Annotated in this window: 8 protein-coding genes; 6 read left to right on the plus strand and 2 right to left on the minus strand. The window is 67.0% G+C overall.

The genetic code is table 11. The features are described from left to right. Positions 1-278 precede the first annotated feature (278 nt). The 4 genes from ACSMFO_RS17415 to ACSMFO_RS17430 all read left to right on the plus strand — a co-directional run bounded on the left by ACSMFO_RS17415 (position 279) and on the right by ACSMFO_RS17430 (position 8,753). Positions 279-2,813 (plus strand): alpha-L-arabinofuranosidase C-terminal domain-containing protein, encoded by a 2,535-nt coding sequence (locus ACSMFO_RS17415; protein ID WP_436459556.1) that lies wholly within the window; start codon positions 279-281, stop codon positions 2,811-2,813. A gap of 2 nt (positions 2,814-2,815) precedes the next feature. Next, positions 2,816-4,273: a family 43 glycosylhydrolase gene (locus tag ACSMFO_RS17420; RefSeq protein ID WP_436459558.1), complete on the plus strand. Its 1,458-nt coding sequence runs from the start codon at positions 2,816-2,818 to the stop codon at positions 4,271-4,273. A 22-nt stretch (positions 4,274-4,295) separates the two neighbouring features. Continuing rightward, complete coding sequence (locus tag ACSMFO_RS17425) at positions 4,296-8,030, plus strand: glycoside hydrolase family 2 TIM barrel-domain containing protein (RefSeq protein WP_436459560.1); 3,735 nt, start codon at positions 4,296-4,298, stop codon at positions 8,028-8,030. Positions 8,031-8,348: 318 nt separating this feature from the next. Then, positions 8,349-8,753, plus strand: a complete 405-nt coding sequence (locus ACSMFO_RS17430; protein WP_037338675.1) for a hypothetical protein — start codon at positions 8,349-8,351, stop codon at positions 8,751-8,753. Here ACSMFO_RS17430 and ACSMFO_RS17435 read toward each other — a convergent pair. Beyond that, entirely contained in the window at positions 8,731-9,285 is a 555-nt protein-coding gene (locus tag ACSMFO_RS17435; protein ID WP_436459562.1) for a hypothetical protein, read from the minus strand. The two genes, ACSMFO_RS17430 and ACSMFO_RS17435, sit on opposite strands and share 23 nt — an antisense overlap. A gap of 9 nt (positions 9,286-9,294) precedes the next feature. Beyond that, entirely contained in the window at positions 9,295-10,029 is a 735-nt protein-coding gene (locus ACSMFO_RS17440) for a serine/threonine protein kinase (protein WP_436459564.1), read from the minus strand. A gap of 114 nt (positions 10,030-10,143) precedes the next feature. Between ACSMFO_RS17440 and ACSMFO_RS17445 the strand changes: the two genes are divergently transcribed. After that, positions 10,144-11,487, plus strand: coding sequence for an MFS transporter (locus ACSMFO_RS17445; protein ID WP_436459565.1), 1,344 nt, complete (start codon positions 10,144-10,146; stop codon positions 11,485-11,487). A gap of 365 nt (positions 11,488-11,852) precedes the next feature. Continuing rightward, entirely contained in the window at positions 11,853-13,106 is a 1,254-nt protein-coding gene (locus tag ACSMFO_RS17450) for a DUF222 domain-containing protein (protein ID WP_436459567.1), read from the plus strand. The last annotated feature ends 70 nt before the right edge of the window (positions 13,107-13,176 follow it).

Below are 13,176 nucleotides of genomic sequence, written 5' to 3' on the forward strand. Positions count from 1 at the left end.
AAGGGGACTTTCCCCGCATGCCAAGCGGTGAAGGGCGCTTTCCCTGCATCGTATGCAGGGAAAGCGTCCTTCAGCCCCCGGCGCCACTGCGGTCCGATATCCCGTACTCGGGTGGATCCCTGGGCCGTGTCGCGAAAGCCACTTTCGAGACATCAGACGTCCCCAAAGTGGCTTTCGCGACACCGAAACACACTGCGGAACGCCGGATCGTCATACCCGGCAGAACACGAAAAACCTTCCTAACTCCGGTTCCTCGCACTGTCGCGAAAGGAAGTGCTGTGCGCAGCAGATCAGTCCGGCTCGGTGTGCTGTCCTTGACCATCGCCGCCGGTGTCCTCGTGCCCGTTCAGACCGCTTCGGGCCAGACACCGACGACCGACTACACCCTCGCCGTGGACGCGGCGGGACGCGGTGCCACGATCGACCGTTCGATGTACGGCGTCTTCTTCGAGGACATCAACCGCGCCGCGGACGGCGGTCTGTACGCCGAACTCGTGCAGAACCGCTCCTTCGAGTACGACAAGGCCGACAACACGTCGTACACCCCGCTGACCTCGTGGGCACCCACGTTGCTCAACGGGGGAACCGGCACGGCGACGGTGGCCGACGACGACCGGCGGCTCAACGAACGGAACCGGCGCTATCTCAAGCTCGACCTCACTCGTGGCGAGTACGGCGTCGCGAACTCCGGTTACAACTCGGGGATCCGGGTCGAGAAGGGCAAGCAGTACGACTTCTCGGTGTTCGCCCGGACGGATCGCGCGGCGGGCACCCCGCTCACGGTGGCCGTCACCGATCCGGCGGGGAAGGCGCTCGCCGATCCGCTGCGGGTCCAGGTCCGCGGCGACGGCTGGGTGCGCTACACCGGCACCGTCCGGGCGCGGGAGTCGAGCGCGCTGGGCAGGCTCGCGCTGACCGCGTCCGGCGGTGGCACGCTGCGGCTGGACATGGTGTCGCTCTTCCCGCGCGAAACCTACAAGAACCGCCCCAACGGCATGCGGACCGATCTCGCGGAGAAGATCGCCGCGCTCAAGCCCGGTTTCGTCCGCTTCCCCGGCGGCTGCCTGGTCAACACCGGCAGCCATCAGGGCTACGAGGCGCCGAACTGGGAGCGGAAGCGCTCGTACCAGTGGATGGACACGATCGGCCCGGTCGAGCAACGGGCCACGAACGCGAACTTCTGGGGCTACAACCAGTCGTACGGTATCGGCTACTACGAGTACTTCCAGTTCTCCGAGGACATCGGCGCGATGCCGCTGCCGGTGGTGCCGGCGCTGGTCACCGGCTGCGGGCAGAACAAGGCGACCGACGATCCGGCGCTGCTGCGGCGGCATATCCAGGACACCCTCGACCTGATCGAGTTCGCCAACGGCCCGGTCACCTCGACGTGGGGCAAGAAGCGGGCCGAGATGGGGCATCCGGCGCCGTTCAACCTGACGCATCTCGGCGTCGGCAACGAGGAGAACCTGCCCGACGAGTTCTTCGCCCGGTTCACCGAGTTCCGCAAGGCGATCGCGGCGAAGTACCCGGGGATCACCGTGATCAGCAATTCGGGACCGGACGACACCGGCACGACGTTCGACCGGCTGTGGGACCTGAACCGGAACGCGAAGGTCTCGATGGTCGACGAGCATTACTACAACAGTCCTCAGTGGTTCCTGCAGAACAACCAGCGGTACGACTCCTACGACCGCAACGGCCCGAAAGTGTTCCTCGGCGAGTACGCGTCGCTGGACAACAAGTTCGGCAACGCGCTGGCCGAGGCCGCGTACATGACCGGGCTGGAACGGAACGCCGACGTCGTCAAGCTCGCGTCGTACGCGCCGCTACTGGCGAACACCGACTACGTGCAGTGGAAGCCGGACATGATCTGGTTCGACAACCAGCGCTCGTGGGCTTCGGCCAGCTACGAGACGCAGAAGCTGTTCATGACCAACGTCGGTGATCACGTGGTTCCGAGCAAAGCGTCGGCCACGCCTGCCACGGTCGCGCCCATCTCAGGCGCGATCGGACTCTCCACCTGGGCGACGAGCGCGGCCTACGACGACGTCAAGGTCACCTCCGCCGACGGCGCGCAGCTGTTCGCGGACGACTTCTCCGGGGACGATTCGCGCTGGTCGAAGGTGGCCGGTCGGGGATCGTGGGCGGTGTCGAACGGGGCCTACGTCCAGTCGGATCAGGCGGCCGAGAACACCCTCGTGACCGCCGGCGATCCCTCGTGGAGCAACTACGACTTCTCCGTGAAGGCGACCAAGACGGGCGGCAAAGAAGGCTTCCTGGTCGCGTTCGGCGTGAAGGACACCGGCAACAACTACTGGTGGAACCTCGGCGGCTGGAACAACACCGTCTCGGCCGTGGAGAAGACCGAAGGCGGCGGCAAGCAGACCCTGCTCCAGAACGACACGAAGATCGAGACCGGTAGGCAGTACGACCTGCGGGTCGAGGTCCGGGGCCGCCAGGTGACGCTCTTCCTCGACGGACAGAAATGGGGCTCGTTCACCGACGACAAGGTCGCCGAGCCGTTCCGCCAGGTCGTCACCCGCGACGTCAAATCCGGGGAACTGGTGGTCAAGGTGGTCAACGCGCAGGCTTCCGCGGCCCGGACCCGCGTCGACCTCGGCACTCGCGTCCAGCCTGGCGCGACCGCCCGCGTGACGACGTTGCAGGGCTCGCCGGACGACGTCAACACCGCCTTCACCACGCCGATCGCACCGCGCGAATCGCGCTTCTCCGGCGTCTCGAACACCTTCACGTACACCTTCCCGCCGAACTCCGTGACGTTCCTGCGGTTCCCGGCCCGAGTGAGGGGATGACCATGACCATCGACCGTCGTGACCTGTTCAGAGCGGGAGGCGGACTGCTGGCCGCCACCGCCGTCGGAAGCCTGGCACCGGGTACGGCCCAGGCGGCCGAAACCGCTCCCGTGCCGTTGACCACGCGGAACCCGTTGGTAGAGCAGCGGGCCGATCCGTTCATCACCCGGCCGGTGAACGGGATGTACTACCTGACCGGTTCCGTGCCCGAGTACGACCGCATCGTCGTTCGCGGTGCCGCCACGCTCGACGGCCTGGCCACCGCCAGGGAGACGACGATCTGGCGACGTCCGTCGTCCGGGAAGATGGGCGGCCATATCTGGGCGCCGGAACTGCACCGGATCGACGGGCGCTGGTACGTGTACTTCGCCGCGGGCGATTCGGACGACGTGTTCCGCATCCGGACGTACGTGCTGGAGTCCACTTCGGACGATCCACGGGCGGGCACGTGGGTGCTGCGCGGGCAGATGGTGACGAAGTGGGACACCTTCACCCTGGACTCGACGACGTTCGAGCACCGCGGCAAGCGGTACTTCGCCTGGGCGCAGAGCGAGCCGGGAATCGCGACCAACAGCAATCTGTACCTCGCCGAGATGGCGTCACCGCTCGCGCTCAAGGGCGACCCCGTCCGGCTCGCGGTGCCGACGCTGCCCTGGGAGATCCAGGGGTTCAAGGTCAACGAAGGGCCGGCGGTGCTCGTCCGCAACGGGCGGGTGTTCATGACCTACTCGGCCAGTGCCACCGACGCCCGCTACTGCATGGGGCTGCTCACCGCCGACGAACGTTCGGATCTGCTGGACCCGCGCTCGTGGACGAAGTCGCCACAGCCGGTGTTCACCACGAACGAGGCGACCCGGCAGTACGGGCCCGGGCACAACTCGTTCACCGTCGCCGAGGACGGCTCGGACGTCCTCGTGTACCACGCCCGCGACTACCGCGACATCACCGGCGACCCGCTGTACGACCCGAATCGGCACACCCGGGTGCAACGGCTGTACTGGAACGACGACGGGACGCCGAGTTTCGGTGTACCGGTCGGCAAAGGCGGCCCGTGCGTACGACTGTCCCCGTTGGACGATCCCGCGTTGCACGTGCGGCATCACGAGTACCGGCTGACCGCCGACGGCAATGTCCGCGAGCTGGCCGATTCCCAGTTCCGCATCGTCGCCGGGTTCCGTGGCGCGGGCACCGTCGCATTGCAGTCGGTCAACTTCCCGGACCGGTACGTCCGCGTGGTGGACGCGGCGACCGTGCGGATCGATCCGTACGACGAAAGCGACGCCTACGGCCGGGCGGCGAGTTTCACCCAGGTGCCGGGCCTTTCCGACCGGCTGGCGGTGTCGTTCCGGCTCCCGGGTGAACCTGCCACCTATTTGGCCCACGACAAGGGAAGGATCTTGGTCTTCCGTCCCGGTGCCACGGTGCGGGATCGTCAACGGGTCAGCTTCCGGCTCAGCTGAACTCCCTGGGAGGTTGAACGCAGTGCTGCGAACACGCCCCATCGTCCTGGTCCTGGCGATGCTCGCCGGGACCCTCGTCGCGACCGGATCTCCGGCGGCCGCCGACGTCCAGTCCTATCTCGACGATCCACGAAAAGTCTCCGAAGGACAGGAGCCACCGCACGCCTACCTTCGGCCGTACGCGGATGTTTCCGCCGCGGCTCGCCGCGACGAACGCGGTCCGTACACCCAGTCGCTCGACGGCAAGTGGCGGATCGCCATGGCGGACAACCCCTCGCAGGTACCGAAGGGGTTCCACGACGACGGCTACGACGCGTCGAGCTGGCGCGAGGTGTCCGTGCCGCACACCTGGCAGACGGACGGTCTGGACCACCCGATCTTCCGCAACATCGCCACCGAGATCCAGCCCGACGACCCGCCGCGCGTGCCACGGGACGTGAACCCGACCGGTGCCTACGTCCGCGACTTCTCCCTGCCCGCGGAGTGGGCGAAACGCGAGACCTTCCTGCGCTTCGAGGGGGTCACGTCGGCGTACTTCGTCTGGGTGAACGGGACGTACATCGGCTACGACCAGGGCGGCTACACGCCGGCGGAGTTCGACATCTCGTCCGCGCTGCGGCCGGGTCCGAACCGGATCGCCGTGCAGGTGCACCGCTGGAGTGCGGGTGCCTACCTGGAGGACGTCGACCAGTGGCGGTACTCGGGCATCTTCCGCTCGGTGACCCTGCACTCGACGCCGGGCACGTTCATCCAGGACGTCGGGCTGACGACCGACCTCGACGCGACCTACACCGACGCCACCTTCAAGGCCGCGGTCGAGGTCGCCACCAAACCCGGCGGAACCGCGGGCAAGCACCGCGTCGGGCTCAGCCTGCGCGACGCGGCGGGTAAGGAGGTCGGGACCACGAGCGGGGAGGTCGACACGGGCGGCAAGACCGCGTTGAGCCTGCCCGTCCGCAACCCGGCGAAGTGGACCGACGAGACGCCGAACCTGTACACGGCCGTCCTCACGCTGACCGCGCCCGACGGCCGCGTCACGCACATCACCAGTGAGACGACCGGGTTCCGCGAGATCGAGATCCGCGACAAGCAACTGCTGGTCAACGGGAAACGGGTGCTGTTCAAGGGCGTCAACCGCGCCGAGACCGACCCCGATCACGGCAGGCACGTGCCCCGGCGCGCGCAGGAACGGGACGTCGCGCTGATGAAACAGCTCAACGTCAACGCGGTCCGCACCTCGCACTACCCGTCGGATCCCTATTTCCACGAACTGGCCGACCGGCACGGGCTCTGGATCGACGACGAGATCGACATCGAGACCCACAACCACGAGAACTGTGCCCGCTATTGCCAGGCGAACGACCCGGCCTGGCGGGACGCGTTCTTCGACCGCATGATCGGCATGGTCGAACGGGACAAGAACCATCCGAGCGTCTTCCTGTGGGACACCGGCAACGAGGCGGGCCTCGGCGCGCATCACTTCGCGCTGGCGGAATGGCTGGACGCGAACGAGCCGACCCGGCCGATCTACCACCAGTCGAACAGCCCGGACGGCGACGCGCCGTTCGCCGACGTCTGGGGGCCGCGGTATCCGTCGCCGGAGAAGTTCGCCGAGCAGGCGAAGAACACCACCAAACCGCTGATCTTCGGCGAATACGCCCACGCGATGGGCAACAGCCTCGGCAACTTCCGGGAGTTCTGGGACACGATCCGGGCGAATCCGCAGACCCAGGGCGGGTTCATCTGGGACTGGGCGGAGCAGAACATCCGGCAGCCGGTCCGGCTCACGCCCGATTCGTCGGGCAACGCCATCTCCGCGCATATCAGCGGAAAGCCGGATCTGGTCGAAGGTCATCGCGGCAAGGCGCTGGAACTGTCCGGCCTCGACGATTTCGTCGAGGTCTACCGCGACCGGAAACTCGACATCACCGGGAAGGCGCTCACGCTGGACGCCTGGGTGAAGCCGGGGAAGTGGACCGGTGACTTCCGCATCCTCGGCAAGGGCGACCACCAGTACGCGCTGAAGATGAAGACGCAGGACACGCTGGAGTTCTTCATCCACAGTGGAACGTGGCAGGCGGTCCAGGCGAAGGTGCCCGACGATTTCTACGGGAACTGGCACCGGGTGAGCGGCACCTACGACGGCACGGCCCTGCGGCTGTACCTCGACGGCAAGGAGATCGGGAGCAAACCGTTCACCGGCGCGATCGACTCGTCCTCGGCGGAGGTCAACATCGGCCGCGACTTCGAGACGTCGTGGAACGACCCGTCGACGATCGGCTGGATGGGCCGCGGAGCCGTCGACGACGTGCGCATCTACGACAAGCCGTTGTCCGCCGCGGAGTTGTCCGGCGCGGCTCCCGCGGACGGGGCCGTGCTGGCGCTGGACTTCGACAGTGTCACGGAGCGGGGGAGTCACCTGTCGTACGGCTCCAGTCTGTCCGGTGTGGACGGTCTGATCGGCTCGGACCGTTCGGTGCAGCCGGAAACCGCGCAGATGGCGTGGGCGCATCAGCCGCTGCGCTTCGCCTACTCGGGCGGCACGGTCTCGGTGACCAACGAGCGGCAGTTCAAGGGCACCGACGAGCTGAATCTGCGGTGGCGGATCCAGGAAGGCTCACGGGTCGTCGCGCGCGGCGAGCAGCCGTTGCGGGTCGGTGCCGGGGCGATCGGAACCATCGCCGTCCCGGCGCCGCCGAATCCCGCGGACCGTGAACGGTTCCTCACCGTCGAGGCGGTGACGACCCAGGGCGAGCCGATGCTCGCGCGAGGACATGTCCTGGCGCACGATCAGTTCTCCCTGGGAGGCAAGCGGGTTCCAGGCTTGGACAGGACGCCGCTCGACGGGAAGTCCGTCGGAGTCGTCGAGGACGCCGCATCGGTGACGGCGTCGGCGGCCGGCGTCACGTACCGGGTCGACAAGGCCGGCGGAACGCTGACGTCCATCCGGCATCAAGGCAAGGAACTGCTGAGCGGCGGGCCGAAGCTCGACGCCTGGCGGGCACCCATCAGCAACGAGACCTTCGCCTGGGGCAGGGCCGAGGGTGAGGATTGGCGCAAGGCCGGGCTGGACCGGTTGAAGACCACGGTCACGGGCGTGCGGGTCGAGAAGGACGGCTCGCGCGGCGTCCGGGTGATCGTCGACAGCCGGGTCGCGGCGCCGGACGTCGCCGGGGCGTGGTTCGACCAGACGATGACCTACGCCGTCGACCGGACCGGGACGCTGAGCCTCGGCAATCGGGTGATTCCGCAGGGGAGTGTGCGCACTCTGCCGTATCTGCCGCGGATCGGTGTCTCGCTGGCGGTACCGGATCGATATGACCGGTTCGCCTGGTACGGACGGAAAGCCGAGAGCTACGTCGACCGCAAGGACGGGACGCCGATCGGCGTGCAGTCGAGCACCGTGGACGAACAGTACGTCGAGTACCACCGGCCGCAGGACCACGGCAACCACACCGACAGCCGGTGGGCGCTGCTCACCGACGGCCGGACCGGTGGCCTGCTGGTCGGGGGCGCGAACGACGTCAGCGTGACGCCGTTCGACGATCTCGACCGGGCGGCGTACCCGTTCCAGTTGCAGCGCAACAAGGGCTGGTTCACGCTGCACGCCGGTCATGCGGTGACCGGGGTCGGGGACACGCCCAACCCGGTGCGGGAACGCAGTCAAGTCCAGCCGGACAGCACGTACGAGTACACGCTGTCGTTGCGTCCCTTGACCGTGCAGGAAGCGCGTGCGGGGCTGCCGACCGGCGGCTGACCTTCGGCCTCGTGGGTGGTGAAGGCCTCCTTGCCTACCCGGAAAGTAGGGAAGGAGGCCTTCACCGCTGTCCGGTTAGAGGCCCGAGCGATTGGAGGCCGAATTGCTTCCGTCGAAGTGGAGGTCCATTTCGCCATTGAGGCCTGTCGTGGATGTCTTCCGCTCGCACTCGCGAGACCCCGGGTGATCCGGTCGTAGGACCAAGCGGTGTCGAAACACATACGGGCGGCCGCTGTCCGGGTGATGTCAGGCCTGGGTCGGGCTCTTCGTCCTCGCAGTCGCTAGTCTCGATCTTCGACTGCGAGGGAGACTGAATTCATGGCGGAATGGGCCGATCTGGTCGCGTTCGTACGGCACGAATATCGGGTGGTGAAGGACGAACCGGACGAAATTCGCATCCGGTTGTCCTACGGTGACGACGACTACGAAGAGCGGGCCCAAACCGTGGTCATCGCGCGGGAGATCTTCGACCGCCGCGAGGACTGGGTGCAGATCGCGACGCCGTTCGCCCGGGTCGACGAGGTCGACCTGGCGACCGTGCTGACCGAGATCGGCAACACCATCGTCGTCGGCGGATTGGTGGTCATGGGAGAGCATCTGGTGCTGCGCCATTCCCTGCCGCTGGTGAATCTCGACATCAACGAGTTCACCGATCCGCTCGAACTCGTCGCGGGTTCGGCGGAGCTGCTGGAACAGCAGTTCACCGGGCGCGACGACTACTGATCCCCGGGATCTCCTCGAAGGAGGTCACGCGTTCGCATTCCTCTTCGGTGAGCTTGTCGATGGCTGCCCGGTACGCCTGCGCTTGAGCCGTGCCGGGCAGCTGTCCGCCGAGGAGAAGCGGAAGCCCCAGTTCGAAACCGCAGCGGGCCCGTGCCCCGTGGCGGTGCCGGGCGCGGGCGACCGCGGTGGCGACGCGGAGCCCGTGCTCGGTGCCCGGCGGCGTCGCGGGACGGTCGGTTTCGATGGCCGCGAACCGGAATCCATCGGCCTGGTCGCATTTGTCGCAGCCGACGGGCCCCGAGCCGAGGCGGCTGCCGCAGTCGGCGCAGGTCAACCTGTCGTAAGCGGCGTCGACGACTTGCCACTCGAACATCGAAGTGTCGTCGACGACCGATTCGGCGAGGTCGGTTTCCTCTGTCGTCCCAGGGGAGACACCGTATTCCGCGAGGAACAGCCGCCAGCGGTCTTCGATGCTCGCCTCGACGGCCGCCAAGGCCTCGGCGGGGCGCCCGCCGCGTGGAAGAGCGGTCATGGGCGGATTCTATTTCGCGCGGATGAGAGTGTCCGCGTCGATGCAGAGGCGGCCGTCGTGGGGGACGACCGTCAGCTCGTGCGTTTCCGTGGGGGAAGGGCGGCCGTCGCGGTAATGCAGGGTGATCCGGACCCGGACGGTGGTCGCGGAGGTGGCGGACGCGCTGTGCACGTCCACCGCGCTGATCCTGCCCCAATGTGCTTCGTAATCGCTCTGGCCGCGGCGTTGGAGGTTCGGGCCGATCAGCGGCCAGCCTGCCCGGGTGTCCGGCATCAGGCGGTAGTAGGCGGTGACGAACTGGGCGATGTCCTCGTTCGTGGCGGGCTGGGGCACCGTGGACGTCGTGCTGGTCGTGGTGCTGGTCGTCGGGCTCGGCTCGATCACGGCGGGAATCGGTGTCCCGGCCGTCTGGAACGACCCCGCGAAATGGACGCCCACGAAAATGGCCGCCAGCAACGAACCCGAGATCCCGAGGATCAGGAACACCAGCCAGGCGTTGACCTGTGAGTGCCGCACGTTGTAGACGTTCGTCGTTCCGGTGGTGCTCGGGCCGGCGCCGTCGCGGCGGACGAGTACCTGCGAGATACCGCTGATCAGCCCGGTCGCGAGGGTGAACGCGACCACCAGGCCCCAGGCCAGGAAGTTGGTCTTGAGGTCGGTCGCGAAATTGATCGCCGTGCCGAGGGCGGCCGCGATGCAGGCGCCGAGCAAGGACCAGAACCATGTCGAACCCGCCCGGTTCAAGATCTTCTCCTTTGCCGAAGCCGTCGGCTTACAACTCGTGAGGCGGCGAGGCCTTGTTACGACGGGCGCCATCCGTGGCCCTATCGTGATCGGCCTACGCGGTTTGGGGGGCGGATGACATCTTCGCGATGGGGTGGCCTCGCGGCTCTGCTGGCGGGATTCTTCGTGCTCCTGCTCGATACGACGATCGTCGCCGTGGCGAGCCCGAGCATCCAAGCCGACCTCGGAGGGGACGTCTCCGCGCTGTTCTGGGTGACGGCGGGCTATCTGCTCGCGTTCTCGGTCCCGTTGCTGGTCGCCGGCAGGCTCGGCGATCTCTTCGACCCCAAGCGTGTCTACCTTTTCGGCATGGGAGGTTTCGCCGTCGCCTCCGCGCTGTGCGGGCTCGCGCCGTCGATCGGCTGGCTCATCGCCTTCCGGATCCTGCAAGGCCTCGCGGCGGCCGCGATGTCGCCTCAACCGCTCACGTTGATCCGTCGTCTCTTCGCCGACGATGAGCGAGGCCGCGCTTTCGGTATCTGGGGCTCGGTGGCGGCGGCCGCCACCCTGCTCGGTCCGGTGCTGGGTGGACTGCTGACCGCGAGCCTGGACTGGCGCTGGATCTTCTGGGTGAACGTGCCCCTTTGCGCCGCGGCCGTCGTCATGGGTGTTCGCCTGATCCCGGGAAGCCGGGGAGGCACCGCCCGTTTCGACCTGCTCGGCGCCGCGTTGAGCACGGCCGGCCTGAGCCTTCTCGTCTGGGCGCTGCTGTCGTGGAGCCCGCTCTCGCCGCCTGCCGCCGCCCTCGCCGTCGTGCTGCTGGTCGGTTTTTGGTTCCAAGAACGCAGACAAGGCGCGGACGCGCTCGCGCCTTTGCGCCTCTATCGCTCGTCCGGGTACTTGTCCGCGAGCCTCGCGATGGCGTCGCTCGGCGCGACCGTGCTCGCGATGGCGCTTCCCACGATGCTGTACATCCAGGAAATGCGAGGCTTCGGCCCGATCGAGGCCGCGCTGGTCCTCGCACCGGACGCCATCGTCGCGATCCTGCTGTCACCACCGGCTGGCCGCTGGGTCGACCGGGTGGGCGGGCGCCGACCGGCGATCCTCGGCATGAGCCTGCTCGCGACGAGCCTGCTGCTCATCGGGCTGGTGGTGGTGCTGAACCTGAATCCCTGGTGGATCTCCATGGGTGCCGCGCTGCTCGGTGCCGCCAACGCGATGGCGTGGTCGCCGTTGTCCGCCATCGCGATGGCGTCCGTCGATCCGGAGGCCGCGGGTGGCGCTTCGGGTCTGTTCAACACGGTGAGGCAAGCGGGTGCGGTGGGCGGCGTCGCGGTGACCGGCGCGATTCTGGCGGGGTTGGAATCTCGGCCGGGGTTGGGTTTTGGTGTTGTCTTCGGGTTTGTGGGGGTGGTCGCTGTGGGTGGGGTTGTGGCGGCGTCTCGGCTTCCTGGGGTTGTGCGCGTTGAGGTTGGCTGATTCGGTTTTCGCCGAGGGGTGAGCGGGCTTTCTTGCCGCAGGAGCTGGGGCGGGTGTGGCAGCAGTTGTGCGAGCTGCTTCTGGCGGGGAGTCGCATGCCAGGGCAGAAAGGGGGTTCAAAACGCCGTACCACCGTCCTGCTGGCGTGGCTCGAACGCCGGAATCAACGGCTCCGCCAAAACACTCAGAGCTCATCCGGCACCAGCCGCAGCGACAACCGATCCGCCACGGCCAAGTTCGTCGCTCACGAGCAACCAATCACCACGTAAGACACGCTCTAAATCACTCTCCAGTGTTGTTCGTGCGTTTCGTTTGTTGCTTAAAATTACGAACATGTGTTCGATTTATCGGTGTATTATGGAGGGGTGTCCGAGACCTTCTTCCCCGAGTTGCCGCAGGAGCTGTGGCGTGCCGGCAAGCTGGAGCTTGCCCATGGTGTGCAGCAGACGTTGCAGCTGATTCGGATCGCGACCGCTTGTCTGGGTCGGTTTCTGGCGGAGATCGAGTCTCGGGGTGTCAAAGACTTGTATGGGCATGGGAGTACGGCGAGCTGGTTCGCGGAGATCGCGGGGTTGGCTCGGGGTGAGGCGGGTCCGATCGTGAAGCGGGCGATCGCGTTGAATCCGACGCGGGCGTTGGATGGGACGGAGGTTCCGCCGGTCGCTCCCGCGACCGCTGCGGTCGCGGCTCAGGGGTTGGTCGGGGATGAGCGGATTGATCAGATCCTGGAGATCTTGAAGAACCTCCCGGCCGACATTTCGGCGGAGGAGCGGGCGGGTGCGGAGCAGATCCTCGCCAATCTCGCCCCGAACGCCGGTCCCCGGCAGCTCGCCAAGGCTGAGGCGAATCTGCAAGGCTTGCTGAATCCCGACGGCAAGGAACCCAAAGATCCTGAGCCGAAGGAACCACGCCGGGAGATCACCCTGGAGCGGCGCAAAGACGGCTTCTGGAAACTCACTGGCCTCCTCGATGACGAGACAGGGGCCCGCACCGCGGCCGCGCTGGAAGCGCATGCCCAGCCACGCCCGGTGGACGAGTTCGGTCAGGCGGATCTGCGGATGAAGTGCGAACGCATGGGAGACGCCTGGGCCGAACTTCTCGATCTGGCCATCGCCTGCCCCGACCAGCCCGGTACCAGTGGCTATCGCACCTTGGTGCATGTCACCATCGGGCTGGAGGAACTCAAATCCGGCCTCGGCACCGCCTGCCTGGACTTCGTAGGGACGATGACCGCTCGGGAAGCCCGGCTCGCCGCCTGCGATTGCCTGATGGTGCCGGTTGTGATGGGCGCGTCGGGTGAGCCGCTGGATATGGGACGCCTCCGAAGATTCGTCACTCCCGGCCAACGACGCGCGCTCAACATCCGAGACGGGGGCTGTGCCTTCCCGGGGTGTCATCGGAAACCGAAGAATTGCCACGCTCATCATATTGAGCACTGGGCAGACGGAGGTCCGACCGATCTCCGGAACCTGGTCCTCCTGTGCGGTTTCCACCATCGGTTGATTCACCACGGTGACTGGGAAGTACGCACGGCCGCCGACGGGTTACCGGAGTTCATCCCACCCCAATACCGAGATCCGCTCCGAAAACCCCGGCGCAACACCCTGCATCACGTCTGAACCCCGAAGAGCCCGTGGGCCACGCCGGCGACGGGCCCTTCGGCATGCCCGCCGGACAGAACATGAGTGG

The sequence above is a fragment of the Amycolatopsis sp. w19 genome (assembly GCF_051373225.1).
Taxonomy (GTDB): domain Bacteria; phylum Actinomycetota; class Actinomycetes; order Mycobacteriales; family Pseudonocardiaceae; genus Amycolatopsis; species Amycolatopsis japonica.

Bases quoted from the DNA above. Each gene is read 5' to 3' on its own strand.
- ACSMFO_RS17420 (WP_436459558.1), top strand. From the start codon at position 2,816: ATGACCATCGACCGTCGTGACCTGTTCAGAGCGGGAGGCGGACTGCTG.
- ACSMFO_RS17430 (WP_037338675.1), top strand. From the start codon at position 8,349: ATGGCGGAATGGGCCGATCTGGTCGCGTTCGTACGGCACGAATATCGG.
- ACSMFO_RS17435 (WP_436459562.1), bottom strand. From the start codon at position 9,285: ATGACCGCTCTTCCACGCGGCGGGCGCCCCGCCGAGGCCTTGGCGGCC.
- ACSMFO_RS17445 (WP_436459565.1), top strand. From the start codon at position 10,144: ATGACATCTTCGCGATGGGGTGGCCTCGCGGCTCTGCTGGCGGGATTC.